Annotated in this window: 20 protein-coding genes; 16 read left to right on the top strand and 4 right to left on the bottom strand. The window is 71.2% G+C overall.

Translation table 11 applies throughout. The features are described from left to right. Positions 1–16: 16 nt before the first annotated feature. Both ACEWX3_RS16480 and ACEWX3_RS16475 read right to left on the bottom strand, forming a co-directional pair. Entirely contained in the window at positions 17–997 is a 981-nt protein-coding gene (locus ACEWX3_RS16480; RefSeq protein ID WP_374157105.1) for an alpha/beta hydrolase, read from the bottom strand. 4 nt (positions 998–1001) lie between these two features. Continuing rightward, complete coding sequence (locus tag ACEWX3_RS16475) at positions 1002–1937, bottom strand: alpha/beta hydrolase (RefSeq protein WP_374157104.1); 936 nt, start codon at positions 1935–1937, stop codon at positions 1002–1004. A gap of 108 nt (positions 1938–2045) precedes the next feature. Between ACEWX3_RS16475 and ACEWX3_RS16470 the strand changes: the two genes are divergently transcribed. Together ACEWX3_RS16470 and ACEWX3_RS16465 are read left to right on the top strand one after the other, a co-directional pair. Next, positions 2046–2912, top strand: coding sequence for a sugar phosphate isomerase/epimerase family protein (locus ACEWX3_RS16470; protein ID WP_374157103.1), 867 nt, complete (start codon positions 2046–2048; stop codon positions 2910–2912). Between the two features lie 31 nt (positions 2913–2943). Continuing rightward, positions 2944–3963, top strand: coding sequence for an endonuclease/exonuclease/phosphatase family protein (locus ACEWX3_RS16465; RefSeq protein WP_374157102.1), 1020 nt, complete (start codon positions 2944–2946; stop codon positions 3961–3963). Here ACEWX3_RS16465 and ACEWX3_RS16460 read toward each other — a convergent pair. Next, positions 3954–7904 carry an alpha/beta fold hydrolase gene (locus tag ACEWX3_RS16460; protein WP_374157101.1) on the bottom strand — a complete coding sequence of 1317 codons (3951 nt, stop codon included), beginning with the start codon at positions 7902–7904 and terminating at the stop codon, positions 3954–3956. The two genes, ACEWX3_RS16465 and ACEWX3_RS16460, sit on opposite strands and share 10 nt — an antisense overlap. A gap of 337 nt (positions 7905–8241) precedes the next feature. Here ACEWX3_RS16460 and ACEWX3_RS16455 point away from each other — a divergent pair, with 337 nt between their 5' ends. Genes ACEWX3_RS16455 through ACEWX3_RS16430 form a run of 6 tightly spaced genes read left to right on the top strand, consistent with a single transcriptional unit; the run spans position 8242 to position 14960 of the window. Continuing rightward, positions 8242–9054, top strand: coding sequence for a glycosyltransferase family 2 protein (locus ACEWX3_RS16455; RefSeq protein WP_374157100.1), 813 nt, complete (start codon positions 8242–8244; stop codon positions 9052–9054). After that, the gene (locus tag ACEWX3_RS16450) at positions 9051–10004 is read left to right on the top strand and encodes a glycosyltransferase family 2 protein (RefSeq protein ID WP_374157099.1); all 954 of its coding nucleotides are present in this window, start codon (positions 9051–9053) and stop codon (positions 10002–10004) included. The genes ACEWX3_RS16455 and ACEWX3_RS16450 overlap by 4 nt, the downstream gene beginning before the upstream one ends. A 3-nt stretch (positions 10005–10007) precedes the next feature. Then, complete coding sequence (locus tag ACEWX3_RS16445; protein ID WP_374157098.1) at positions 10008–10670, top strand: DUF998 domain-containing protein; 663 nt, start codon at positions 10008–10010, stop codon at positions 10668–10670. Continuing rightward, complete coding sequence (locus tag ACEWX3_RS16440) at positions 10667–11482, top strand: glycoside hydrolase family 16 protein (protein ID WP_374157097.1); 816 nt, start codon at positions 10667–10669, stop codon at positions 11480–11482. Before ACEWX3_RS16445 ends, ACEWX3_RS16440 begins: the two co-directional genes overlap by 4 nt. Continuing rightward, on the top strand, positions 11479–12759 hold the full coding sequence (locus tag ACEWX3_RS16435) for a glycosyltransferase family 2 protein (protein ID WP_374157096.1): 1281 nt from the start codon (positions 11479–11481) through the stop codon (positions 12757–12759). The genes ACEWX3_RS16440 and ACEWX3_RS16435 overlap by 4 nt, the downstream gene beginning before the upstream one ends. After that, entirely contained in the window at positions 12756–14960 is a 2205-nt protein-coding gene (locus ACEWX3_RS16430) for a hypothetical protein (protein ID WP_374157095.1), read from the top strand. The genes ACEWX3_RS16435 and ACEWX3_RS16430 overlap by 4 nt, the downstream gene beginning before the upstream one ends. Before the next feature lie 9 nt (positions 14961–14969). Here the strand turns inward: ACEWX3_RS16430 and ACEWX3_RS16425 are convergent, their stop codons facing one another. After that, a complete protein-coding gene (locus ACEWX3_RS16425) occupies positions 14970–16223 on the bottom strand; it encodes a hypothetical protein (protein WP_374157094.1) in 1254 nt (417 codons plus the stop codon). A 100-nt stretch (positions 16224–16323) separates the two neighbouring features. On the opposite strand from ACEWX3_RS16425, the gene ACEWX3_RS16420 reads away from it, so the two are divergent. Genes ACEWX3_RS16420 through ribD form a run of 8 tightly spaced genes read left to right on the top strand, consistent with a single transcriptional unit; the run spans position 16324 to position 25470 of the window. Next, positions 16324–17085, top strand: coding sequence for a lysoplasmalogenase (locus ACEWX3_RS16420; RefSeq protein WP_374157093.1), 762 nt, complete (start codon positions 16324–16326; stop codon positions 17083–17085). Positions 17086–17135: 50 nt separating this feature from the next. Further along, complete coding sequence (locus tag ACEWX3_RS16415) at positions 17136–19082, top strand: primosomal protein N' (RefSeq protein WP_207066615.1); 1947 nt, start codon at positions 17136–17138, stop codon at positions 19080–19082. A 36-nt stretch (positions 19083–19118) separates the two neighbouring features. Then, positions 19119–20930 (top strand): DUF2207 domain-containing protein, encoded by a 1812-nt coding sequence (locus tag ACEWX3_RS16410; RefSeq protein ID WP_374157092.1) that lies wholly within the window; start codon positions 19119–19121, stop codon positions 20928–20930. Continuing rightward, positions 20924–21460, top strand: coding sequence for a LemA family protein (locus ACEWX3_RS16405; protein ID WP_374157091.1), 537 nt, complete (start codon positions 20924–20926; stop codon positions 21458–21460). The genes ACEWX3_RS16410 and ACEWX3_RS16405 overlap by 7 nt, the downstream gene beginning before the upstream one ends. Positions 21461–21479: 19 nt before the next feature. Continuing rightward, positions 21480–22409, top strand: a complete 930-nt coding sequence (fmt, locus tag ACEWX3_RS16400; protein WP_207066594.1) for a methionyl-tRNA formyltransferase — start codon at positions 21480–21482, stop codon at positions 22407–22409. Beyond that, positions 22406–23785 (top strand): RsmB/NOP family class I SAM-dependent RNA methyltransferase, encoded by a 1380-nt coding sequence (locus ACEWX3_RS16395; protein WP_374157090.1) that lies wholly within the window; start codon positions 22406–22408, stop codon positions 23783–23785. The genes fmt and ACEWX3_RS16395 overlap by 4 nt, the downstream gene beginning before the upstream one ends. A gap of 9 nt (positions 23786–23794) precedes the next feature. Next, positions 23795–24472, top strand: a complete 678-nt coding sequence (gene rpe, locus ACEWX3_RS16390; protein ID WP_374157089.1) for a ribulose-phosphate 3-epimerase — start codon at positions 23795–23797, stop codon at positions 24470–24472. Next, entirely contained in the window at positions 24469–25470 is a 1002-nt protein-coding gene (gene ribD, locus ACEWX3_RS16385; protein WP_152517026.1) for a bifunctional diaminohydroxyphosphoribosylaminopyrimidine deaminase/5-amino-6-(5-phosphoribosylamino)uracil reductase RibD, read from the top strand. Before rpe ends, ribD begins: the two co-directional genes overlap by 4 nt. The last annotated feature ends 121 nt before the right edge of the window (positions 25471–25591 follow it).

Below are 25591 nucleotides of genomic sequence, written 5' to 3'. Positions count from 1 at the left end.
GATCCTCGATTCGATTTCAGGCCGGCATCGACCTGCGTAGGCCGGTCCGCAGCGCGGCCAGCCCGCGATCGGTGGCTTCGGCCGCCGCAGGTACCACCGCGGCGAAGTTGACGAACGCGTGCACCATCGTCGGCGAGTTGTACAGCTCGACGGGCACTCCGGCGGCGGCGAGCAGTTCGGCGTAGCGGGCGCCGTCATCGCGGATCGGGTCGTGTTCGGCGGTGCCGATGTAGGCGGGTGGCAGCCCGGACAGATCAGCGGTGTTCGCCGGAGCCAGCGACGGCGGCAGCGACTCCGGTTCGGTGATGTCCAGGCCGGCCGGCAGATACCAGTGCAGGAAGGCAGCGACGACGTCGCGGTCGAGGATCGGTGCGTCGACGTTCTCCGACATCGACGGCAGCGACATGTCCGCGGTGGTCGAGGGATACCACAGCAGCTGGAACGCCAGTGCCGGGCCACCGTTGTCGCGGGCCCGCTGCGTCACCACCGCTGACAGGTTGCCGCCGGCCGAGTCGCCCGCCACCGCGATGCGTGCCGGGTCACCGCCGAGTTCGGCGGCGTGCTCGGCCACCCACTGCAGCGCCGCCCACGCGTCCTCGACGCCGGCCGGGAACGGGTGTTCGGGGGCGAGCCGGTAATCGACCGAGACGACGATGGCCTCGGCGCCGATCGCGTGGGCGCGCGCGACGCCCTCGTGGGTGTCCAGGTCGCCGACCGACCAGCCGCCGCCGTGGTAGTAGACGACGATCGGCAGCTCATCGTGCTGGTCCACCGGCGGCCAGTAGATGCGGACCGGGATGTCGGTCACGTCCGCGAAACCGATGGTGCGCTCCTCGATCCGCATCGGGGGCAGCGATTCGGGCGGTGGTGCCAGCACCCGGAGCTTCTCGCGGGCCACCTCGACGCCGTCGTCCGCGGTGAAGTGCAACGGAAACGCGTCCAGAATCGCCTTCAGAGCCGGATCGATCGGCGGTCGCTGGGTCACGGAGTCCGTCATGGCCTCACGTTAGCGCGGCACGCAAGGCGGCCAGGGCGCGGTCGGTGGCTGCGGTCGCGGCCGGCACCACCCCGGCGTAGCCCAGGTAGCCATGCACCAGGGACTCGGCATTGTGCAGTTCGACAGCCACCCCGGCACCGGCGAGCAACTCGGCGTAGCGGATCCCGTCGTCACGCAGGGGGTCGTGCCCGGCCACAGCGATGTAGGCGGCCGGCAGCCCGGTCAGCTCGCCGCGCGCGGGCACCAACGTGGCCGGCGGGGCGGACATGTCGACGTCGGCTCCGCTGAGATACCAGCGCGTGAAGCCACGGCACGCTGCCGCGTCGAGCACCGGTGCGCCGGCATTCTCGGTGAACGACGCCAGCGACGTGTCGAAGGTGGTCGACGGATACCACAGCAGTTGGTAGCGCAGCGGTGTCCCTGCGTCGCGGGCCGACTGCGCCATGACCGCGGCCAGATTTCCTCCCGCGGAGTCACCGGCCACCGCGACCCGGCCGGGGTCGGCGCCCAGCTCGGCGGCGTGTCGTAGCACCCACCGGGTGACGGCCCACGTGTCGTCGACCGCGGCGGGATAGGGATGTTCGGGGGCCAGCCGGTAACCGACGGACACCACCAGCGCGTCGGCGCCCGCGGCGTGCATGCGGGCAGCGCCGTCATAGGTGTCGAGATCGCCGACCGACCACCCGCCGCCGTGGATGAAGACCACCACGGGCAGGACGTCCGCCGGCGTCGCCGGCCGGTAGATGCGCACGGGGACGGGGCCGGCAGGACCCTCGACGCTTCGGTCGACGGCGCTCACCTCCGGATGCATGGCCTTGCGGGGCAGATCGGCGAACCGCCGGCGGGCGGGTTCGGGGCCGCCGTCGGTGGTGAGCTGGAACGGCACGGCATGGAGCACTGTGCGCAGAACCGGGTCCACTGTGGTGCGGGCGACAGCCATGACAGGCAGGGTAGCCCCCCACGGCGGAGCCGTTTCGCCGACAATCGGTCTCACCGCACCATGACACCGGCCGACACCGGCCGACATCGACCACGTGAGGACACCTGGGTGAGACTTCTGCGCCGCCACGTCACGTCGGATGCTGTTCGAGCGCGACCGATCACGCTCGCCCCGTTGACGGTCCTGGAACTGGGTCCGCCCGAACTCGTCGCCTGTGCAGCCGAAGCCGGTTACGACGGAGTCGGCCTGCGATTGATCCGGGCCACCGAGCAGGAGCCGGTGCGGCCCACTCTCGGGCAGACGCCGACCATCCGGGAGACGCACCGACGACTCGATGCGACAGGCCTTTTCGTCCTCGACGTGGAGGTGCTGCGGCTGCGGCCCGACACCCGCGTGCGCGAGGAGTTCGGCGCTGTACTCGAGACCGCGGCCTACCTCGGCGCCGGCCAGGCACTGGTGACCGGCAATGATCCGGACCATTGCCGGCTCGCGGACAACCTCGCCGAACTCGCCGATTTCGCCGCGCAATTCGGTGTCCGAGCGAATCTGGAGCCGATGCCGTGGACCGAGGTGCGGGATCTCGCTGAGGCCGCCTCAATTGTGCGGGCATGCCGCGCCGACTCGGTGGGCGTCCTGGTCGACGCGTTGCACTACGACCGGTCTGCGACGACACCCGATGACCTGGCGGCACTGCCCGCCGAGTGGATCAATTACGTCCAGATCTGCGACGGTCTGTCACCGCGGCCCACATCGGTGGACGAGTTGCGCTTCCAGGGCCGCACCGCCCGGCTGCTGCCCGGTGAGGGCTGCATCGATCTGGTGGACATGTTGCAGGCGCTGCCCGGCGTCCCGGTGAGCATCGAAGCGCCTGTGCAGTGGCGCGCACCCGCGGGAGTCCGGGCCAGGGCGGCGTTGCGGGCCGCGCGGCGGGTGGTCGGCTGCGCCGACGCCGACCGCGTAGCGTTGTCGGCGTGACCCTGCCCGACCGAACATTCGTCTCGATGTTGTGACCGCCGGTTCGACGGCGTTGCGGCCCTTGCGGTCCCGGCGATGGACGGGTAGGACGGTCGGCGTGGTCGGTCTGCTGCTGCTGGTCTGCGCGGCCTTCGGGGTCGGGGCGCACTTCCTCGGGCCGGTCAGCACCGCGGTGACGTTGGCGGCGTCGTTCACCCCGTTGTGCGTCGCACTCGCAGCGGCCGCCACGCTGGTGTTGGCTGCCGCGCGGTTCTGGTACCCGGCTTTGGCGGGGACGCTGGTGGTCGCGGTGGGGGTGGCGTCCCAGCTGCCGCTGTATGTCGGTCAGGGCGGCCTCGTCTCCGACCCGGCGGCGCCGGTGCTGCGTCTGTTCCAAGCCAACATCCGCCTGGGAGAGGCCGATGCTGCCGCGCTGGCGCGGACCGTGCGCGCCGAACGCATCGATGTGTTCACCGTTGCCGAACTGACCGCGCCGGCTGCCGAACGCCTGGCAGCGGCGGGGCTGGAGCGGGCGCTGCCCTACACCTACCTGGAGCCCAAGGAAGGCGGCGGCGGGGAGGGCATCTATTCGCGACACCCCCTGACCGACACCGCGAAACTGTCCGGCCTGCAACACAACAACCTGCGGGCAACGATCGACGTGCCCGGTGCCGGGCCGGTCGCGATCTACGCGCTGCATCCGGTTCCGCCGTATCCGTTGCCCGCGTGGCGATGGGCCGCCGAGCTGGACCGTATCGGTGACGCCCTGGCCGCCGAGACGATGCCGCTCGTGGTGGGTGCCGACTTCAACTCCACCTACGACCACGAGCGGTACCGGAACCTGCTCCACCTGCGCGGCGCGGGCGACGCGCCGCTGGTTGACGCCGCCGAATACCTCGGCGTCGGGATCGTGGCCACCTATCCCGCCGGGCGGTGGTATCCCGCGGTGCTCGCGATCGACCGGATCCTGGCGCGCGGGGCCACGCCGATGTCGATGCGGCGGGTGGACGTTCCGGGATCGGATCACCACGGCCTGATCGGTGACCTCAGACTGGACAGCGTTCAGCACTGAACACGGGCGGCTGCGATCAGCTCGCCGACGCGGCGGATGTGCGGCTCGCGGATCACCGAGTCGTGGTCGCAGTTGATCCGCTCGATCTGCAGCCGGCCGGTGAGCAGGTGGGGCCAGACCCGGGCGTCGTCGCTGTTGAAGGTGCTGAGCACCAACAACGTCGGCCCGTCATAGGGCCGTGGCCGGTGCAGTCGTCCGACCCGCACACCGACTTCCCGCAGAGCCTCGATCCTGCGCTCGGGTCGGCTCCCGGCGATACCCGCCAGCGGCAGCCACAGCCTGCGCCGCCACAGCACCGAACGGGGGATGGGAGCCTGTTCGAGCAGGGCCGACGTCACGTCCGGGAGGAACTGCCGCGCCGCCCGAATGGTCCGGGGCGGCAGGAACGGATCGAGCATGGCCACCAGGTCGACCCGGTGGCCGAGCTCGGTCAACCGGTTGGCCACCTCGGTGGCGATGAACGCCCCCAGCGAGTGTCCCACCAGGGTGTAGGGCCCCTCGGATTGCACAGCGAGCAGTTCTCGCAGGTGCCGCCCGGCCGCCCGGCCCACCGTCCAGTCGGGAACGGCGCGGTTCTCCAGACCCTGGGCTTGGTAGGCGACCACGGCGGTGTCGGCGCCGACGTGCTCGGCCAGCGGTGCGAAGGTCAGCGCGGAGGCGCCGGCACCGGCGAAGCAGAACAGGGTCCGGCGGGTGTGCGCAGAAGGGCTGCGCAGCACCACCGTCGTCGGCGCGGGCCGGGCAGCGGTTGCGGTGGTGCCCCGGCCTAGGCAGGTCTCGAGCCGCTCGGCCAATTGCGCAACGGTCGGTGCGGACGCCAGCTCCGAGGGACTCAGCGTCACCCCGTACCGTGTGGCGAGGGTTGCGGTGAGCTGCGTAACGTTGAGCGAATCACCGCCCAGTGCAACGAAGTTCTCGTTGCGTCCGACGGCGTCGAGGCGAAGGATCGCGGCCCAGTCCGCGGCGATGTCGGTCTCCAGACCCGGCCGTGGCGGTTCGAGTGGCCCGCGTTGCGGCGCAGGCAGATCCTGGCGGCTCACCTTCCCCCGCTCGTTGCGGGGCAGTGCCTCCACCAACACGATGTGGGTGGGCACCATCCAGGCGGGCAGCCGACTGTGCAGCTGCGCCCGGATGTCGGCGACGGCCGGTGTTCTCGTTCCCGGGGTGGGAGCCGCGTAGCCGATCAGCACCGGGGCGTCGGAGTCCCCTCCGGCGATGACGAGCGCCTCCCGGATTCCTCGGCATTCCAGCAGCGCCGTCTCCACTTCCGCAGGCTCGACGAGATAGCCGCGGATCTTCACTGCGGCATCCATCCGCCCCAGGATCACCAACGTGCCCGTTTCGGTGATCCGTGCGCGATCGTTGGTGACGAACGTTGCGCTGCCATCGCTGTTCTGCACGAACGTCGTGGCTGCGCTGCGCGGATCGAGGTAACCCGCAGCGAGGTAGCGGGAGGTCACGGTGAGACGACCGTCCTCGTCCACACCCAACGTCTTGTGGGGGACGGCGATTCCGGCCGGGACCACCCCGGCGGGGACCTCGTCGTCGGGGCCGATGTCGTAGTGGGCGATGCCGAGAGTTTCCGACGAGCCCGCCCAGTTCGTCAGGACCGCATTCGGTGCCACTCGACGCGCGCCTGCGACCACGTTGCTGTACAACGGTTCTCCGGTGGTGACGATGCGTCGGACCCGGTCCAGCGGCGGGTTGGCGTCCGCGGCCTCGGACAGCGACTGCAGGAACGACGGGGTGCACATCACGACCTCGGCGTCGCCGAGGCGTCTCATCACGTCGTCGGCGGTGTGTGCGCGCGGGTCGAGCGCGATGATCTCGGCACCGGAGAGCAGAGCTCCGATCGCCACGTTGAGCCCGGCGGCGAAACTCACCGGCATGCACAGAGCCACACGGGTGCCCTCGACGATGCCGAAGCGGTCACGGTGCAGGATCCAGTCGCTGAGCCAGGTGCCGTGTACATGCACCACCGCCTTCGGCGCGCCGGAGGACCCCGAGGTGAACTGGATGCTGGTCACCGTGTCGACACCCAGGGTGGCGGACTCGACGGGGCGGGCGAGCGGTGGCAGCTCTCGGCCGGCGTGCCACACCTGGGTGCCACCGATGGCGTCGGGGGACAGCTTGGGGGTGCCCCCGCCCACGACGACGGTGTCCAGCGCCACCCCGCGAGCCCTCAGGACCTCGACGAGCTGCTGCATGCGGTCGTGCGGCAGGCTGGTGTCCAGCGGGACGAGGGGGGCGGGTGCCGCGAAGCTGCCGAGGATGACGGCCGCAGTGTCGGCGCTGAGGTCCCCGACGAGCGCTACCGCGGCGCCGGGGTCGTCGCGGCTGCGCAGTTGTGCGGTCCAGCGTTCGGCTGCGGCGCTCAACTCGGCGTAGGTGACGAAGTCGCTCCCGCTGCGCAGGGCGACGCGGCCGGAAAGTCGTTCGGCGACTTCCCGGAACCGCTCGGTCACCGACTGGTACGCCAGGGGCCCCTCACCGGTGACGTCAGGACCTGCGGGCCGTCGATGGGCCGGCGTCGGGGCAGCTGACGGTTCGGCAGGCGGCGGCGTCGATGTGGACCCGAAGCCGCGCACCAGGGCGATGGTGGGTCCGAGCAGGATCGCTGTGCAGACGAACTCGGCGACCAGGTAGGTGTAGCCGACACCGTCGATGCCCCAGCGTGGGGTCGACAGGATCGAACCCGCGACGACGACGACGCCGAGCACCACCTGCGACGTGACGGCCAGGCGTAGCCGGCGCTGCAGCCGCGCCAGCGCCGTGTAGATCGTCATGACCGCCAGCGCGGGCAGCGTGAGCGCCATCAGGCGGATCAGCCGGGTGCCTTCCTCGGCGTACTGCGGTCCCAGGATGCCCAGGATCAGGGGAGCCGCGACGAGCAGGCCGAGGCAGCTGGCCACGGCCGCGCCGCCGCACATCACCACGAATCGTCTTGTGCACGAACGCAGGTCGGCGCCCGGCGTCGACGCGGTGGCGATGAAGGGCGCGGCGGTGGCGCCGATCAGGACACCCAGTGTGTTGACGACCAGCCAGCACATCGAGAAGTACGCGTTCATCTCGGTGCCGAGTTGGGCGACCACGATCAGCGGCACCAGCAGCGGCACGGTGACGTCGACGGAGTTGATCGCATACGAGCTGGCGAAGAAGTGGAACAGCTCTCGTCGCGGCGGCAGCGCCGGCTGTCCGGCCCGGCGCCGCGACTCCCGCCTGATGACCACCACGGCGATGACCCCGGTGATGACGGCGGCCGGCAACACCCAGGACCAGACGATGGCGGCGCCGGTGGCCACCGGGATGAGCGCGATCACCGCGACCAACTTGGTGGTGGACTGGCCGATGTTCTTCGTCGCGATCATGCGGGCGCGACCGAGTCCGACGAGCACCTGGTCCTGCAGTGCGTAGACCGACAGCACCGCGACGGCGACCGGGAACAGCGCCATTTCCACCGGGTGGGGGAACAACTCGTCGCGCGGGCCGACCAGGACGAAGACCACGCCGAAGAGCACCGCGGCGCCGAGCGCGAAGGTGGTGCCGTGCCGCACCAGCCGATGGGTGTCCCGCCCGGCCAGCGGCAGGAAGCGCTCGTACAGATTGCCGAGGCTGAAATTGGCCAGGATCGCGATCAGCGTCGCCGACGAGAGGATCGCCGACGCGCGCCCCACCTCGGCGGCGTCGTAACCGCGCGCGGCGGCGGTCCAGAAGGCGAACCCGAGGATGCCGGTGGCGGCGCTCGAACTCATCACCGCGAGGATGTCCATCCCCAGAGCCCGGCCGTGCAGGCGGCGCCGGTCGGACGCCGCGGTGGCGCCCGTGCAGTCCCCGGCACCACCGCGGAGGTCGCGCTCGACGACCCTGTCGTCGGTGGAACCATCGGCCGCACAGCCGGTTTGACCACTGTGGTGGCCGGGCGCCCGGCTGGTCGTCGACATGGGGTCCTCACGAAAGTGTTCACCCGGGCGTCGGGTGACGCGTCCGGGGCGGTGCGGGTGTCCGACGATACTAAAGTCCGCGAACAATGGTTTGGCTATCCAAACCTGTGAGCCCTGTCATAGCCGGCATGGAGCGCACCGAAGGGCGAGTCCATGCATTACAGTGACTTCCCAGCTAAGGGGAGCCTAACCTTAGCTAAGGATCCAGGGCCGGTCGCGGACCGTACGACACGGCACACCAAACCCACACTCCGACAGGAAGTTTCGCGACGTGACGGATATCGCGCCAGACCCGAAACCATGCGCAGGAGCAAACTTCGGGAACTTTCGGCACGACTTGCACCGGAGCTTCGGCACCGCGGGGACCTCGGCCAACCACCGCGCCGGTGACGGTGGGTTCGCCGAGACCGGCCGGCCCAGGGTCACCGTGGTGCTTCCCACCCGTAACGAGGCCCGCAACCTGCCGCACGTCGCCGAGCGGATGCCGCCGGTCGACGAACTCGTCGTCATCGACGGCGGCTCCCAGGATGGAACCGCCGACGTCGCGCGCCGGTTGTGGCCGCACGCCACCGTGATCGAGCAGACCCGCAGTGGCAAAGGCAACGCACTGGCCTGCGGCTTCCGCGCTGCCACCGGCGACATCATCGTCATGATCGACGGGGACGGCTCCACCGACCCGGCCGAGATCCCGCGGTTCGTCGAGGCGCTGGTCGAGGGTGCGGATCTGGCCAAGGGCAGTCGGTTCTGCCGGGACGGTGGCAGTGACGACATCACCCGATTCCGCAGGCTGGGCAACTACGCCCTGAACTGGCTCGTCAACCGCATCTTCCGCACCCAGTTCAGCGATCTGTGCTACGGCTACAACGCGTTCTGGCGGCGCAACCTCGACTGTCTGGACCTCCCGTGCACCGATGATCCCGAGCCGCAGTGGGGTGACGGGTTCGAGATCGAGACCGTGATCAACGTCCGTGCCGCCAAGAGCGGGTGGCTGATCCGTGAGGTCGGCAGCTTCGAGGGCAAGCGGCTGCACGGCAACAGCAACCTCAATGCCGTCACCGACGGGATGCGGGTGCTGCGCACCATCGGGCGCGAGCACCGCGAGCAGCTCGGCGGCGCACGCGTGCCGGCCGGCGCCGGGTGGTCGCCGTGACGGTTCAGCCCGCCGACGCCGCGGCACCGGTCATCGCCGCGGTCTCGCTCAGCGTGGTGATCTGCTGCTACACCACCGAACGTCGCGCCGGCCTCACCCGCGCGGTCGATTCCGTCGTGGCCCAACTCGGTGTCGGCGACGAACTGATCGTGGTGGTCGACGGCAACGACTCGCTACATCGCGAACTGCGAACGGGTGTGCCGTCTGGCGTCGTCGTGGTGGCCAACACCGCCAGCCGGGGCCTCTCCGGCGCGCGCAACACCGGTCTGCGCACCGCCTCCGGCGAGGTGGTGGTCTTCCTGGACGACGACGCGGTGCTGCACCCCGCGGCGCTCGCCGGTGTGCGCGCGGCGTACCTCGACCCCGGCGTCGTGGGCATCGGTGGCGCAGTGCATCCCGAGTGGCCTCGCGGTTCAGCACCGCGCTGGTTTCCGCCCGAGTTCGGCTGGGTGGTGGGTTGTGACTACCGCGGGCTGCCGGCCGACGGTGCCGACATCCGTAATCCGATCGGCGCCGCCATGGCCGTGCGACGGGCCGAGCTCGTCGGCATCGGGGGCTTCTCGGTTCGGCTCGGCCGCGTCGGCGCTCTGCCGACCGGGTGCGAGGAGACCTTGATGGGCATCGAGCTGGTGCGGCATCACCCGAGCGCCAAGATCGTCCGGCACGCGGCGTTCTCGGTGTCGCACACGGTGTCGACCGACCGGGCGACGTTGTCCTACTTCCTGCGCCGCTGCTTTCACGAAGGTCGCAGCAAAGCGATCCTGACCCGGCTGTGCGGTCAACGGTCTTCGCTGGCCAGCGAACGCAGGTACACCACGCAGGCCCTGCCCACCGGGCTGTGGCACGCGAGACGGCGGCCCGGCCGGATGCTGGCACTGCTCGCCGGACTGACGACCACCGCGGGGGGATACCTGACGGGACTGCTCCAGACTGCGTCACAGGGGGAGTGAGCGATGACCACTGACACCGACTGGCTCGAGGACGCCCGGATCACCGGGCTGGCGGCCCTGGTCCCGCTGGTCTACTTCGCCGCCGAGTGGGTGGTCTCCGCGTCGTGGCGCGGATACTACGGCTACCGCGAGGACGTGGTCGGGCCGCTGGGCGCGGCGTTCTGCGGACCGCAGGGAAACTGGCCCTGCAGCGATCTCTACCACGTGATGAACGTCGCGCTGGTCGCGACCGGGGCGGCAGTGGCGATCGTGGCCGCCGGCTTCTGGCGGCAGCGGGTGACCGATCGCGCGCACGCGCTCCTGCTGATCGTCGCGGGCATCGGGCTGGCGTGCTCGGGCGTGGTGACCGTGAACGTCGACTACGCGTGGAATCTGACCGCCACCATGGTTTTCCTGACGCTGGGTGCCGTCGGCGCTGTTCTCGTCGCCGTCAGTTCGACCTCGGCGATGTCTGCCGAACGCCGGGCGATCGCGGTGCTCTCGGGCGCGCTGAGCCTGGTGGGACTGTTCAGCTTCCTCGGCGGGCACCAGGTGTTCGGCGCAGGTGGCGCCCAGCGCATGGCGATGTACGGCGTCCTGGCCGCGGTGATCGCTCTGGGCACCACCGGCCTGCGGACGCGACATTCCGCTGAGCCCGGTGAGGCGCGCGTCGAGGAGCCGCGATGAGGTACGCGGTGCGCCGCGGGGTGGCGGCGCTGAGTGTGCTGGCGCTGTGTGGATGCGCGATGCACGACACCGTCGGACACGCGCAACCGGCCGGTCCCGTCGCCGTGTTCAGTGACGACTTCACCGGCCCCGCAGGCGCGCCGCCGGCGGGTCCGTGGCGGTTCGACACCGGTGGCGGCGGTTGGGGCAACAACGAAGTGCAGGTCTACACCGACGATCCCGATAACGTCCGCCTCGACGGGGCCGGGCACCTGGCGATCGTCGCGCGCGGCGACGCCGACGGCAGCAACATCACGTCGGCGCGGGTGACGACCAAGGGAACCGTCGAGTTCACCTCAGGACGCGCCGAGGCCCGCATCGCGCTGCCCGCGGGAGCGGGCCTGCACCCGGCGTTCTGGCTGCTCGGCAGCGACGTCGACCGGGTCGGCTGGCCCGCCTCCGGGGAGATCGACGTCATCGAAACGCTGAACCTCGCCGACCAATACCACACCGGTGTCCACGTTCCGCGCCGGGGAGCGGCTCGGGGGCAGGAGATCTCGGCGTCCGGACCCGCACCGTTCCCGCTGGCCGGCGAGTTCCACACCTACTGGGTGGAAAAGACCCCCGAGCGCATCGTCACCGGCATCGACGACCTGACACTGTTCACCGTCACACCCGCCGATCTGGCGCCCAAGAGCACGTGGGTGTTCGACGGACCGGTGTTCCTGCTGCTGAATCTCGCCGTCGGGGGGAACTGGCCCGGACCGCCGGATCTCACCACGCCGAATCCCTCGACGATGCTCGTCGACTGGGTTCGGGTGAGCGCACTGTGAGGCCGGCTCCGGTGCTCGAACCCGCGATGCCACCGCACGCAGCGCCGACCTGGTCCAAGGCGCGGTGGATAGGGCTGCTCGACATCGACGAGTGCACCCCCGACGCGGACGGTGTGGTGGAGTTCGTCCCACGCCACGCCGAGGGCTACGGTCTCGCCCGGGTGCTGATGCGCCGCGGCGCCGAGACCCTCGGCTTCGTCGAGGCGCGCGTGTGCGACGGCCGGGTGCGCCTGCCCGCCGCTGCGATGCCGAACGATGGCGACCACGCCGAGAGCGCGCCGCTGGTGCCGATGTCGGTGGTCGTGTGCACCCGTGACCGGGCCGACCAACTGACCGACGCGTTGACGTCGATCCTGGCACTGGACTACCCGGACTTCGAGGTCGTCGTGGTGGACAACGCAGCCCGCACCGGGGCCACCGCCTCGGTGGTCGAGAAGCTGTGCGACTCCCGCGTCAGACTGGTTTCCGAACCGCGGCCCGGGTTGTCGAGAGCCCGAAACGCCGGGCTCAGGAACGCCCGTCACCAGTTCGTCGCGTTCACCGACGACGACGTCGTGGTCGACGGTCAGTGGCTGCGCGGTATCGCCCGCGGATTCGGCCGGTCACCCCGGGTGTCGTGCGTGTGCGGACTCATCCCCAGCGGTGAGCTGCGGACCCCGGCTCAGGCGTATTTCGACCAGCGCGTCTCCTGGGCGGGTTCACTACGGCCACGGCTGTTCAGCTTGGCCGAGCCGCCCGAGGATCTGCCGCTGTTCCCGTTCCAGGTGGGTCGCATCGGGGCAGGCGCCAATTTCGCTGTCCGGCGCGACCGCATCGCAGCCCTCGGCGGCTTCGACGAAGCGCTGGGTGCCGGCACCGCGGCGCAGGGCGGCGAAGACCTGGACATGTTCTTCCGGGTGGTCACCGCGGGCGACACGCTTGCCGCCGAACCCTCGGCCATCGTCTGGCATCGCCACCGCAGCGACAACGACGCGCTGCTGCGGCAGGTCCGCGGCTATGGGGTGGGTCTGGGTGCCTGGTTGACCAAGGTGGGCGCGGACCGGGCCAACCGGCGGCTGGCCTGGCGGATCCTGCGGCGGCGTCTGGGCTCGTCGCTGCGTGCCGGCGCGGATTACGGCGCGATCATGGCGATGCCGTACTCCATGCCCGGATTCCGCGACGACCTGCCCGGGGCGCTCGGCCGAACCGAGGTGATGGCGGTGCTGAGCGGTCCGACGGCGCTGTGGCGCGGCCGCCGGGCCATCACCGGCGCCATGACTGCGGCGGCGCCTCGATGACGGCAACCATCGCAGCACAGACCGGCGACACCGCGCCGACGGTCGCCACTGCGGGCCCGGCGGTCCGTCGCCTGCCGTCGATGCCGTTGCGCATGGCCGACCTCGCCGTCCTGGGAGCGGCAGCCGGCGTGGTCGCGATGATGGCCCTGCCCAGCATCATCCGAGCCGGCGCACTGGGAGTGTTCATCGTCCTCGGCCCGGGGGCGGCGGTGCTGACCTGGGTGCGCATCCCGCGCCGGGCCTTGTTGTCCACCGTTCCGGTACTGGGAATCGCCCTCGTCACGATGGTGACGATCGCGGCGATGTGGTCCTACCGCTGGAGCCCATCGGACATCCTGTGGGTGCAGGTGGTGGCTGTTGCGGGGAGCAGCGCCTGCTGGTACTACCGCCGCGGCACCAGCGTGCTGGAGGCGACACGGCGCTGGCGGTGGCGCACCGTCCCCGCCGTTGCTCACCGCGGCACATCCGTTGTGCGGCGCCACTTCTCGTTGCTGCTGAGCGGAACGGCCGTGGCGCTCTGGGCGGCCTCGGTGCCAGGGTTGCCCGGGGTCGAGGCCAGCTACTACGGTCTGCTGTTCTCCGGAACCGGCCCGCTGCTCGCCGTGTCCATGGTGCTGACGAGTGGGGCGCTGCTGGTCGCCGTGCGTGACCGGACGCTGGTTCCGGCCGCCGCGGCGATCGGCGCGGCGATCGTCGTCGCCCGCGTCACCACCTTCGCCGCCACCGACGTGCCGCTGTGGGACTGGACGTACAAGCACCTCGCGGTCGTGGACTACCTCATGGTGCACGGCCGGATCATGGCCGACGGCACCGACATCTATGCGCAGTGGACCGCGTTCTTCGCGGTCTGGGCGTGGTTCTGCGAGGCCACCGGGCTGCCTGCGATGACGGTCGCGCACGTTTTCACCCCGGTCATCCACGTGTTGATCGCGTTCACCGTGTACAGCGCCGCGCGCGTCGTCGGACGGTCGCGCCGCACCGCACTCGCCGCCGCGTATCTCGCCGAGATCGTCAACTGGGTCGGCCAGGACTATTTCGCCCCGCAGGCCTGGGCCCTGGTGCTGGCCTTCGGAACGCTGGTGCTGGTGCTGGCCTCGCCCCGCAGCCGGGCCTGTGGAGTGCTCAGTGTCGTCGTGTTCGCCGCGATGGTCCCGACCCATCAGCTGACGCCGTTCTGGATCGTGGCCGTGGCCTCCGTGCTGTGTCTGTTCAAGCGAGCGCGACCCCGCTGGGCGGCGCTGGCCATGGCCGGGGTGGCACTGACCTACCTGGTGTTGAACCTCGAAGCGGTGCTTCCCTACGGACTGCTGTCCGGCGGCAGCCCGCTGGACAACGCCGCCAGCAACGTGCTGACATCGGGGCTGCCCGCCAAGGACTTCACGTCGGCGGTGGTGCGCTCACTGTCGGTGGTGGTGATCCTCACCGCGGTCGGCTGCGCCATCTGGTGCCGGCGCCACAAGCGACCGGTGTTCACACCGGCAGTGCTGGCGTTCAGTTCGTTCGGTCTGCTGTTCGGGCAGAGCTACGGCGGCGAGGCGATCTTCCGCGTGTACCTGTACGCACTGCTCGGCTGCGCGCTGCTCATCGCGCCGGCGCTGGTCGCAGCGGTGGACGCAGCCGGTCGCGGGGCGCGGACCGTACTCGTCAGGGTGGTCGCGGCGGTCGGTGTGACCGCGGCGGCGGTTGCCGGACTCCACGGCTATGTGGCGCTGTGGCCGATGATCTACCAGACCCGCGAACAGGTCGAACTGATGGACCGCATCACCGACGGCGCCGACGTGCGGACGCGATTGGTGATGTTGCGCCTCGGCGGTATGCCGACCCGGCTGAACGCCAGCTATGCCGAGGTCACGCTGTACAACCACTATTTCGACGCGACGATCGGTTTCGACCTGTGGGACTACCGGGACCCGAAGCTGCCCGAGTTGAAGGCGCAGTTCCCCACCGCCGAGGACATCAAGACTCTCGACGACTACGCGCAGTACGACGCATTCCGGGCCTATGTGCTGTTCAGCGAGCAGTCCGACAAGGCCGTGCGTTACTACGGCGACTTCCGTCCCGAAGCGGCCGACATCATGAAGCAGGCGCTGCGCAGTTCCCCCAACTGGACGGTGTACTACGAAGACGGCGAGACCCTTGTGTTCCGCACCGCCCACGACTGGGACGTGCCGCCACAAACCACCGCAGAAGGTGCCCGCTGAGCCTGTCCTTCACCCGGTCCGGCTCAGCAGCTCGCGTGCCCGCTCGGGCACCGAATCCAGTGCGGCGCAGATTCGCTCGGCATCGAACACCGCCTCGTGGAACTCCGCGGTCATCCACAACGCGCCGGGCACCGTCGCGGTCGTCACCGTCACCCCGTAGGGTCCCGCGGGATCGCTGGCCACCAGGATGCAGGCTTCGGCGGGGTCGCTGAAGGACCACGCGGTGCGCGGGACCGATCCGATGCTGGAGTGCAGCAACCGCATCCGCGGCGGCGGTAGCACCGACCAGTCGGCGCCGCGACGCGCCCACCGAGCGGCCCGGGCCTTCACCGAACTCGCCACGAGATTGGCCACCGGTCGGGCCATGCGGACGGCACTGCCCATTTCCGAGTGCAGTGCGCCGGGCCCCGCGTCCGGATCGACGGTGAAGTCCAGACCGGCAGAGAACGATGCGAGCGTGTCCCACCCGGCCGGTAGGTACCGACGCACGTCGAACGGCAGCGTGACCACGGGATCGACGTCGAATCCGTTGTCCGCGAACGCTGTGTGCAGAGCGCAGGTGTAGACGGCGAACATGCTGACCTCGGGCCGGGTGGCATCACGCAGCCGGCGCAGCTCGTCGGCCTCGGCTCCGGCGATGCGGGCGATCCGGGTGGCCGGGGACGGGCCGGCGCCGAGATCGCCAGCTGCGGGTGCCGCCATCGCCGCAGGCTTGGTGCGTCGGTGGTGGCGCCACAGCGGAAGCAGCCGCCGAGGGCGCAGCCCGATCGCGCGCACCGCGGCCGCTGGGAGCGGGGCCACCGCGTGCCGGTAGGGGCGCCACAGCGCGGGCTCTGACGGGTCGACCCCGCCCAGCAACACCGCGACAAGCAGGTCCAGCAGCGGGATCTCGCCCAGACCGTGGCTGAAGTCGATGGCCAGATGGTCGCGTCCGGACAGCACGCGGATTCCGCTGTCGGGCATACCGCGCAGCGCCGCCAGCAGCACCATCGGATCGTCGTCGGCGACAGGGTCCGCCGCGCGCACCGCGTGCTCGAGGCGGTGCGGGGTGAAGCGCCACCGCACGCTCGCCGTCGAGGGCTGCAGGCCGATGCGGGCGACCGGTCCGACGGCGGCCATCGCCGCGAAGCGGGATCTCAGCTCGTCGAGCGACGGCATCGTCACGGGTCCCAGCACCACCGCCGACCGGCGGTGACTGTGCTGTACGTCCAGCGAGGCGACACGCACGGTGGCCGGCTGCCGACGGCGCGCAGGAAAGGCCATTTGCCTGCAGAACCTATCAGAGGCCGGACCTGCGACGAGATGACCGATCGGCACTGCGGGCGCGTTGTTCTCGCGGTTCTGTGTTCTATAGGTTCTGCCCATGACGCAGGCGAGGAGACGAGGCGACCGGACGGTCCCTGCAGGCAGATCCCGGGCCCGGGCGCTGTGGTCCGGCGCGGCGGTGGTCGCGGTCGGCTACGGCGTCTTCCTGATCGTGGTCGCGACCCGCGTGCCGTCGGGGACCGAGCTGACGGGACAGTTCGCTCTGCAACCGGCCGTCAAAGCGCTGACCGCGGTGTTGCTCGCCGCCGCCGCGACGGCACATCCCGTCGTGCGGGAACGGCGCTGGCTGATCGGCGCCCTGCTGTTCTCCGCGGCCGGGGACTACCTGCTGGCGATGCCCTGGTGGGAGGCGTCGTTCGTGCTCGGCCTGGCCGCCTTCCTGATCGCCCATCTGTGCTTCCTGGCGGCCCTGCTGCCGCTGGCCGCGCCGACGCCGCCTCGGCTGGCCGCCGCCGGCCTGACCGTGGCGTCCTGCGTGGCGCTGCTGGTCTGGTTCTGGCCGCGGCTGATCGCCGAGGGAATGGGGGTGCCGGTCACGCTCTACATCGCCGTGCTCGGTGCCATGGTCTGCGCGGCGCTGCTCGCCGACCTGCCCACCCCGTGGACCGCACTGGGCGCGGTGAGCTTCGCGATCTCCGACGCGATGATCGGGATCTCCCGATTCGTGCTGGGCGACGAGCGGCTGGCGGTGCCCATCTGGTGGTTCTACGCCGCCTCGCTGCTGCTGCTCACCGCCGGGCTGTTGTTCGGCCGGTCGTTCGGGTCGCCGTCCGGGGCCTCTGCTACACCTGCGGGGTGAGCACCACCCGGCACCCGGCCGAGCACGAGCCGATCGCGCGCGTGCTGCCGATGCTGTCGGTGCCGCACCTCGACCGCGAGTTCGACTACCTGGTCTCGGCCGATCAATCCGACGACGCACAACCCGGTGTGCGGGTCCGGGTCCGGTTCCACGGCCGGCTCGTCGACGGTTTCCTGCTCGAGCGTCGCTCCGACACCGACCACGGCGGAAAGCTCGGCTGGCTGGACAAGGTGGTCTCCGGCGAACCGGTTCTCACCCACGACATCCGCCGTCTCACCGACGCCGTCGCAGCCCGTTATGCGGGCACCCGGGCCGACGTGCTGCGCCTGGCGGTGCCACCACGACACGCCACCGTCGAGAAGCAGGCCGCACCCCCGCTCGAACCGCTCGATCCGCTGCCCGTCGACACCGCCGCGTGGGCGGCGTACCAGGGCGGCGCGCAGTTCGTCGCCGCCCTGCAGGGGGGCCGCGCGGCGCGGGCGGTGTGGCAGGCGTTGCCGGGGGAGTCGTGGCCGCAGCGGCTGGCCGAGGTCGCGGCCGTGACGGTCGCGACGGGCCGGGGTGTGCTGGCCGTGGTTCCCGACCAGCGCGACATCGATCAGCTGCAGGCGGCCGCGACGGTGCTGCTTCCGGACAGCCGGGTAGTCGCCCTGTCGGCCGGGCTGGGTCCGGCCGAGCGGTACCGGCGCTGGCTGCGGGCGCTGCGCGGTCAGGCGCGGCTGGTGATCGGGACGCGCAGCGCCGCCTTCGCGCCCGTGTCCGATCTCGGACTGGTGCTGGTCTGGGACGACGGTGACGACTCCCTGGCCGAACCCCGCGCGCCGTATCCGCACTCCCGTGAGGTGGCGATGCTGCGGGCCCACCAACTGCGCTGTGCGGCGGTGATCGGCGGCTTCGCACGCACCGCCGAGGCCCACGCGCTGGTGCGCAGCGGCTGGGCGCATGACCTGACCGCGCCGCGCCGGGCCGTACGCGCGCACGCCCCGCGGGTGGTCGCGCTCGAGGACAGCGCCTTCGCCCAGGAACGCGACCCCGCCGCGCACACCGCCCGGCTCCCGTCGATGGCCCTCGACGCCGCCCGCGCCGCGCTGCGCGCCGACGCCCCGGTCCTGGTGCAGGTTCCGCGCCGCGGTTATGTGCCGGCATTGGCGTGTGGCCGGTGCCGCAGCATCGCCCGCTGCCGGCACTGCACCGGGCCGTTGTCCCTGCCCGGCCGCGACGCGCCCGGGGCCGTATGCCGCTGGTGCGGCCGCGAGGAGCTGGCCCTGCGGTGCGCGCGGTGCGGGTCGGACGCGGTGCGGGCCGTGGTGGTGGGCGCCCGGCGCACCGCCGAAGAACTGGGCCGGGCGTTCCCCGGCGCGGCGGTCATCACCTCCGGTGGTGACAGCGTGGTGGCCACGGTGCCGCCCCGGCCCGCCGTCGTCGTCGCCACCCCGGGGGTGGAGCCGGTGGCCGAAGGCGGCTACGGCGCGGCGCTGCTCCTCGACGCCTGGGCACTTCTGGGACGCCAGGACCTGCGCGCGGCCGAGGACACGCTGCGGCGCTGGATGGCCGCGGCCGCCTTGGTCCGCAGCCACGACGACGGCGGGGTCGTCGCGGTCGTCGCGGAATCGGCCATCCCCACGGTGCAGGCGCTGGTGCGCTGGGATCCGGTCGGTCACGCCGAGGCGGAGCTGGACGCGCGTACCGAAGTCGGCCTGCCGCCGGCGGTGCACATGGCCGCCGTCGACGGCACCACCGACGCGGTGGACGCGCTGCTGCAGGCCGCTGAACTACCCGACGGAGCCGAGGTTCTCGGACCGGTCGACCTGCCCGTCGGCGCCCGCCGGCCCGCCGGGGTGGCCGCCGATCACCCGGTGGGCCGGATGCTGGTCCGGGTGCCGCGCGAACTCGGACTGGGCCTTGCCGCGGCGCTGCGACGGGCCAGCGCGGCCGCCAGCGCACGCCACGACCACGAGCCGGTTCGTGTGCAGATCGATCCGCTGCACATAGGGTGATTCTCGTCTGACGGTGGATCCGGACAGGAGAGGGCGATGGCGCGTCTGATCTCGTGGCTGATCACGCTGGCGGTGATCGCGCTGGGGGTGCTGTGGCCGTGGCTGTTCCAGGGCGGAGCCACCGACACGGCGGCGCCCTACGATCCGGTCGTCTTCGACGATTACGACGTCGACATCGTCGTCGCCGACGACGGCACGATGACCGCGGTGGAGACCATCACCGCGGATTTCCCGAGCGGGCGCCACGGTCTGTTCCGCTACTGGGACGTGGCCAACCCCAACGATCCGAACATCCGCCAGCGGCCGGAGGTCACGTCGGTGCTGCTCGACGGGCGTCCGGCACGGTACGAGATGCTGTGGGAGGACGGCCGCCGGTTCCGGGTGGCCAAGATCGGTGATCCGGACCGGACGCTGAGTTACGGCGCCCACGTCTTCGAGATCCGCTACACCATCCCCGGCGTGCTCGATCCCGGCACCACCGGCGCCGGGAAGCAGTTCGCCGCGGCCACCGGCGACATCACCGCGGCGCCCACGGTGTTCTTCTGGAACGTCATCGCGCCGTCGTGGAACAACTACATCCGCGCGGTCGACGTCTCCGTCGAGCTCCCCGCAGAGGTCACCGGTGCGCAGTGTTCGGTCGGCTCGGGCGTCGGGGTGATCTGTGACGACCTGACCATCGTGGGCAACCGCGTCGAGTTGTCGGCGGCCAACCTGCCACCGCGCACCCCCGTGACCGTGCGCGCCGGCGTCGATCTGCCGACCCCGGCGCGGCCGACACTGCCCTGGTCCTACACCTGGGACCGGGTGCTCGGCCAATCGGTGGCCGGCCTGGTCGGCGTCGCGACGCTGACCGTGCTGTTGGCCGCCGGAGCGCTGCTGTGGCTGCGCGCGGTCACCGAGCGGAACCCCGGCTTCCCGTTGCAGTACGCGCCGCCGCCGGGCCTGGGACCGGTACAGGTCGAATACCTCCGCACCGAGTCGGTGCCCAAGAACGGCCTGACCGCCACGCTGTTCCATCTGGCCGAACGCGGTCTGATCACCCTGCAGCAGGTCAGCGACAAACACTGGCGAATCCGGGGAGTGGCCCAGCGGGGGCAGTGGAGAGACGTGGACCCGGTCAGCGCGGCGGTCGGAAGGAAACTGAAAGTCGACTCCGCGGGCGCGGAATTCGAGGCCAAGAAGACGGTCAAGTCAGGGGAGCGGCTCCAGAAGGCCAAGGCCGAGATGACCGAGACCGTGCAGAAGTGGGCGCTGACCTCCGGACTCATGGTGCAGCGCAAGAAGGAGCTGTGGCTGCGCGCCGCCAACGGCGCTGCCTTCGTATTGATGATCTGCGCGTTCTTCAACTGGGGGCCGCCCTTCACGCTCTGGGCCCTGCCGTTCGCGGCGTTCTTCGTCTTCTCGGCGGCTTCCTGGCGGCCCGGGGTGGGAACCAGGCGCACCGCGGCCGGACGTGAACTGTGGTCGCGCATCGGCGGATTCCACCGGGTGCTGGCCACCGACTCGGCCGAGAGCCGGTTCGACTTCGCCGCCCGCAAGGATCTCTACACCGCCTACGTTCCGTTCGCGGTGGCCGCCGGCGCCGCCGCGATGTGGGCCAAGAAATATCAAGAAGTCACCGGTACCGTTGCACCGCAACCCGATTGGTACAGCACTTCGACGACGACGTCATCGGGCTGGTTCGGCTCCGGTGGCGGCGCGGACTTCGACAGCTTCGAATCGGCGTTGTCGTCGTCGATCGGCGCCTACACCGCCTCGCAGGCGAAGTCGTCGTCCTCGGGCGGCGGAGGGTCCAGCGGCGGTGGGGGCGGCGGCGGTGGTGGAGGAGGAGGTGGCGGGTCGTGGTGACCTTCCTGCTTGTCGTCATCCTGGTGGTGGCGGTGGCGGTGCTGATCGGATTCGTCGTGGGCTACAACAAGATCCGGTCCGCCGACGTGCGGGTGGCCGAGGCGCTGTCGGGCATCGACGTGGAGCTGACGCGACGCGCCGCACTGATCCCGAGCCTGGTGCACACCGTCGCGACCTTCGCCACCCACGAAAAGGCGGTGCTCGACCACGTCACCGACGCCAACGCGGCCCTGACCGCGGCCACCAGCGGGAAGTCCGTCACCCAGCGCAGCGCGGCCGAAAAGCAACTCGACCGCGCGCTGGCGCCGGTGCTCGCGCTCGGCCGCGACTATCCGCAACTCGCCTCGTCGGCCAACTTCTTGGACCTGCAGCGCAACCTCGCCGACACCGAGGACAAACTGGCGTTCGCCCGGCAGTACTACAACGACTCCGTGGCCGGCCTGAACCGGCTCGTCACCACCATCCCGTGGCTGCTGGTCGCACCGCTGACGGGGGTCGCCGAGAAGGAGTACTACCAGACACCGAGATGAGCCTCCCTAGACTGGCGCGGTGCGTCTCGTCTTCGCCGGCACGCCGGAACCGGCCCTGCCCTCCCTGCGGCGGCTGATCGAATCACCCCGTCACGACGTCGTCGCCGTGCTGACCCGCCCTGATGCGGTCGCCGGCCGGCGCGGGCGGGCGGCCCCGTCCCCGGTCGCGCAGGTGGCCGCCGAGCACGGCATCCCGATCCTCCGGCCGGCCCGCCCCAACTCCGAGGAGTTCGTCGCCGAACTCGCCGAGCTGGACCCCGACTGCTGCGCCGTGGTGGCCTACGGGGCGCTGCTCGGGGAGGAACTGCTGGCGGTCCCCGCGCACGGCTGGGTCAACCTGCACTTCTCGCTGCTGCCCGCCTGGCGTGGTGCGGCTCCCGTGCAGGCGGCCCTGGCGGCCGGGGACACCGTGACCGGAGCGACGACATTCCAGATCGAGCGCAGTCTGGATTCCGGCCCGGTGTACGGCGTGGTCACCGAGACCATTCGACCCACCGACACCGCCGGCGCGTTGCTCGAGCGACTCTCGGTCGCGGGTGCGGAGTTGCTCGAGGCGACGATGGACGGCATCGCCGAACACAAGCTGACCGCGGTGCCGCAACCCGCCGAAGGCGTCAGCGTCGCCCCCAAAGTCACCGTCGACGACGCCCGGATCCGCTGGGACCTGCCCGCGCACGTCGTGGACCGGCGCATCCGTGCGGTCACGCCCAACCCCGGTGCCTGGACGATGATCGGTGAGCTGCGGGTCAAGGTGGGTCCGGTGACCGTGCCCGACCAGGCCTGCGAGCTGGAGCCCGGGCGCATGCAGGTGGGCAAGCGCCACGTGCTGGTCGGTACCGGATCGGTGCCGGTGCAGCTGGGCAGCGTGCAGCCCCCGGGCAAGAAGGCGATGGCCGCCGCGGACTGGGCGCGTGGCGCCCGGCTCGACGAACACGGCTGGGCCCGATGAGCGGCCCCGGACGCCGACCCCGGCGCACCCCGCTGGACCCGGCCCGCCGCGCGGCCTTCGACGTGCTGCGTGCGGTGTCCACCCGCGACGCGTACGCCAATCTGGCGCTCCCGGCGATCCTGCGGGAGCGCGGAATCACCGGGCGCGACGCCGCATTCGCCACCGAGCTGGCCTACGGCACCTGCCGGGCCCGCGGGCTGCTCGACGCCGTCATCGCCGCCGCGGCTGGCCGGCCCGTGGACCGCATCGACCCGGTGCTGTTGGACCTGCTGCGGCTGGGGGCGTACCAGCTGCTGCGCACCCGGGTGGAGGACCATGCCGCGGTCTCGACGACCGTGGAGCAGGCCGGGATCGAATTCGATTCGGCACGAGCCGGTTTCGTCAACGGCGTGCTACGGGCCATCGCCCGGCGCGACGAGGGTTCCTGGGTCGCCGAGCTGGCTCCACCGGCAGCCACCGACCCGGTGGGGCACCTGGCGTTCAGGTACGCCCACCCACGGTGGATCGGCCAGGCGTTCACCGATGCGCTGGGCGCCCGCGCCGGAGAACTCGAGGCGCTGCTGGCCAGTGACGACGCCCGTCCGGAGGTGCATCTGGTGGCGCGGCCAGGGCGCCTCTCGGCCGCCGAGCTGGCCGAGACGGCCGGTGGCACCGTCGGTCGCTACTCCCCGTATGCGGTGTATCTCGGCGAGGGCGACCCCGGGGCGCTGCCGGCTCTCCGCGACGGCTCGGCGCTCGTTCAGGACGAGGGCAGCCAACTGATCGCCCGTGCGCTCACACTGGCCACGCTCGACGGTGACGACACCGGCCGCTGGCTCGATCTGTGCGCCGGCCCCGGAGGGAAGACGGCGCTGCTGGCGGCCCTCGGCGAACCCGCCGGAGCCTTCGTCGACGCGGTCGAACCCGCCCCCGCCCGCGCCGATCTGGTCGAGCAGAACACCGCCGGGCTGCCCGTGACCGTCCACCGTGTGGACGGGCGCGAGCCGGGCCTGCCGCCCAGCTACGACCGGGTCCTCGTCGACGCGCCGTGCACCGGGCTGGGCGCGCTGCGCCGACGGCCCGAAGCCCGCTGGCGGCGCAAGCCCGGCGACGTGCCCGCGCTGGCGAAGCTGCAACGCGAACTGCTGGCCTCGGCGATCCGGCTCACCCGCCCCGGCGGGGTCGTGCTGTACGCGACGTGCTCGCCGCATCTGGCCGAAACGGCCGGCGTCGTCGCCGACGCACTGCGCCGCTATCCGGTGACCGCACTGGACACCACGGCACTGCTCGCCCCGGCCACCGACATCGGCGATGGGCCGTCGGCGCAGTTGTGGCCGCACCGCCACGGCACCGACGCGATGTTCGCCGCCGCATTGCGGGTCGGCGGCGACCGATAGGGTGAGCGCATGGCTGCACCGATGATCGCCCCGTCGATCCTGGCCGCCGACTTCGCCCGGCTGGCCGACGAAACCGCCGCTGTCGCGGGAGCGGACTGGCTGCACGTCGATGTGATGGACAACCATTTCGTGCCGAACCTCACGCTGGGCCTGCCCGTGGTGGAGTCGCTGCTCAAGGTCACCGACATCCCGATGGACTGCCACCTGATGATCGAGGACCCGCAGCGGTGGGCGCCGCCCTACGCCGAAGCCGGCGCCTACAACGTCACGTTCCATGCCGAGGCCACCGACAACCCGGTCGGCGTGGCTCGCGACATCCGCGCCGCCGGGGGCAAAGCCGGTCTGGCGGTCAAGCCGGGCACCCCGATCGAGCCGTACCTGGAGATCCTGCCCGAGTTCGACACGCTGCTGGTGATGTCGGTCGAACCCGGCTTCGGGGGCCAGAAGTTCATCGCCGAGGTGCTGCCCAAGGTCGGGACGGCGCGGCGGCTGGTCGACGCGGGCGAGTTGAGCATCCTGATCGAGATCGACGGCGGCATCAACGCCGACACCATCGAACAGGCGGCCACTGCCGGGGTCGACTGCTTCGTCGCCGGATCAGCCGTCTACAGCGCCGACGATCCCGCCGCCGCGGTGCGGGCATTGCGCGCGCAGGCCGGCGCGGCGGCCACGCATCTGTCGGTATGAACCTCGACGCCGCCATGCAGGCGGCCATCGAGCAGGCTGAGCAGGTCAAGGGCCGCACCTACCCGAATCCCCCGGTGGGAGCGGTCATCCTGGATCGCGACGGCCAGATCGCCGGCGTCGGCGCCACCTCACCGGCGGGCGGGCCGCACGCCGAGGTCCTCGCGTTGCGACGAGCCGGCAGCCGCGCGGCCGGAGGCACCGCGGTGGTCACCCTGGAACCGTGCAACCACACCGGTCGCACGCCGCCCTGCGTGGACGCATTGTTGGCCGCCGGCGTCGCTGCGGTGGTCTTCGCCGTCAGCGATCCGAATCCGCTCGCTGCCGGGGGAGCCGCCCGACTGGCCGATGCCGGGGTCGAGGTGCAGGCCGGGGTGCTGGCCGGCGCCGTCGCCGGTGGGCCGCTGCGCGAGTGGCTGCACAAGCTCCGGACCGGATCCCCCCACGTGACGTGGAAATTCGCGACCAGCGTGGACGGCCGCAGCGCCGCCGCCGACGGCACCAGCCAGTGGATCACCAGTGAGGCCGCCCGCGCGGACGTCCATCGCCGGCGGGCGGCCGCCGAGGCGATCATCGTCGGCACCGGAACGGTGTTCGTCGACGACCCGGTCCTGACCGCTCGCCGCCCCGACGGTGCGCTGGCCGAGAGCCAGCCGTTGCGTGTGGTGGTGGGTGAGCGCGAGATATCGCCGGATGCAAGGGTTCTCAACGACGACTCGCGAACCATGGTGATCCGCACCCGGGATCCGCACGAGGTGCTCAGGGCGCTGTCGGACCGTACCGACGTGCTGGTCGAGGGCGGCCCCACCCTGGCCGGCGCCTTCCTGCGGGCCGGTGTGATCGACCGCATCCTGGCTTACGTGGCGCCGATCCTGCTGGGCGGTCCGATCACCGCGGTGGACGACGTCGGCGTGCTCAGCATCGCTCAGGCTCAACGCTGGCAGTTCGACGGAGTGCAGGCCGTCGGGCCTGATGTGTTGCTCAGCCTGGTACCGGCGTGACGGTGGGCGGTGTCACAGTCGCCGCGGGCGCGGCGACCGGGGGTCAGGCACCGCCGAATCGGTAAACTCGATGCAGTCGGCTGCTTGCCGGCGGGAATATCGCGCTTTCAGAGACGAGTTG

This window comes from Mycobacterium sp. G7A2 (genome assembly GCF_041902445.1).
Lineage (GTDB): Bacteria > Actinomycetota > Actinomycetes > Mycobacteriales > Mycobacteriaceae > Mycobacterium.
Note: the sequence above shows the minus strand (reverse complement) of the source record. Positions and strands in the feature narration are given on the sequence as shown.

Excerpts from the sequence above, each read along its gene's own strand:
- ribD (WP_152517026.1), top strand. The coding sequence starts at position 24,469 with ATGAACCTCGACGCCGCCATGCAGGCGGCCATCGAGCAGGCTGAGCAG.
- ACEWX3_RS16445 (WP_374157098.1), top strand. The coding sequence starts at position 10,008 with ATGACCACTGACACCGACTGGCTCGAGGACGCCCGGATCACCGGGCTG.
- ACEWX3_RS16475 (WP_374157104.1), bottom strand. The coding sequence starts at position 1,937 with ATGGCTGTCGCCCGCACCACAGTGGACCCGGTTCTGCGCACAGTGCTC.
- ACEWX3_RS16420 (WP_374157093.1), top strand. The coding sequence starts at position 16,324 with ATGACGCAGGCGAGGAGACGAGGCGACCGGACGGTCCCTGCAGGCAGA.
- ACEWX3_RS16480 (WP_374157105.1), bottom strand. The coding sequence starts at position 997 with ATGACGGACTCCGTGACCCAGCGACCGCCGATCGATCCGGCTCTGAAG.
- ACEWX3_RS16415 (WP_207066615.1), top strand. The coding sequence starts at position 17,136 with ATGCTGTCGGTGCCGCACCTCGACCGCGAGTTCGACTACCTGGTCTCG.
- ACEWX3_RS16460 (WP_374157101.1), bottom strand. The coding sequence starts at position 7,904 with ATGTCGACGACCAGCCGGGCGCCCGGCCACCACAGTGGTCAAACCGGC.
- ACEWX3_RS16395 (WP_374157090.1), top strand. The coding sequence starts at position 22,406 with ATGAGCGGCCCCGGACGCCGACCCCGGCGCACCCCGCTGGACCCGGCC.
- ACEWX3_RS16440 (WP_374157097.1), top strand. The coding sequence starts at position 10,667 with ATGAGGTACGCGGTGCGCCGCGGGGTGGCGGCGCTGAGTGTGCTGGCG.
- rpe (WP_374157089.1), top strand. The coding sequence starts at position 23,795 with ATGGCTGCACCGATGATCGCCCCGTCGATCCTGGCCGCCGACTTCGCC.
- ACEWX3_RS16425 (WP_374157094.1), bottom strand. The coding sequence starts at position 16,223 with ATGGCCTTTCCTGCGCGCCGTCGGCAGCCGGCCACCGTGCGTGTCGCC.
- ACEWX3_RS16430 (WP_374157095.1), top strand. The coding sequence starts at position 12,756 with ATGACGGCAACCATCGCAGCACAGACCGGCGACACCGCGCCGACGGTC.
- ACEWX3_RS16410 (WP_374157092.1), top strand. The coding sequence starts at position 19,119 with ATGGCGCGTCTGATCTCGTGGCTGATCACGCTGGCGGTGATCGCGCTG.